The 414-nt window shown below is 38.9% G+C and carries 1 protein-coding gene; it reads left to right on the top strand.

All coding sequences use genetic code 11. The annotated features are described in order from the left end of the window. A partial coding sequence (locus tag AAEY62_RS20470; RefSeq protein ID WP_350636066.1) for a hypothetical protein occupies positions 1 to 381 on the top strand: 381 nt, incomplete at its 5' end. Positions 382 to 414 lie beyond the last annotated feature (33 nt).

Raw genomic sequence — 414 nt, 5'->3', positions numbered from 1 at the left:
GAGCTATTTAGGGAGGCGTTTGAAAGGCTTAAGCGAAATAAGCCTGTTATCCTTCCAAAAGGCACCCCTTTAAGTCAGAATAACGTTGCAAAAGAAGCAGGACGTGATCCTTCTGCGCTTAAGAAAAGTCGTTATCCATTATTAGTTCTAGAAATACAAGAATATTCGGCTCTCCAAGAAAGCCAAGAAAAAAAAGTTTCGCAGCAAAAAGACAATCGTAAACGCAAGCTTCAAGAAAAGCTCAAAGACTGCCAGAACCAAAGAGATAAGTTGTGCTCAATTGTTGATGCCCAGCAAAACTTAATAGAAGAACTGCAAGATAGAATTCAAGAGTTTGAGGCAGGTAAAGTCTCGCACATAACTAAAAAAGAGAACCAATGAATAAGCAACAATTAGCCGCAAAAATCTGGGAAT

This window comes from Pseudoalteromonas sp. GW168-MNA-CIBAN-0100 (assembly GCF_040309225.1).
Taxonomy (GTDB): Bacteria; Pseudomonadota; Gammaproteobacteria; order Enterobacterales; family Alteromonadaceae; genus Pseudoalteromonas; species Pseudoalteromonas arctica.
This window is presented reverse-complemented; position numbering and strand designations above follow the sequence as displayed.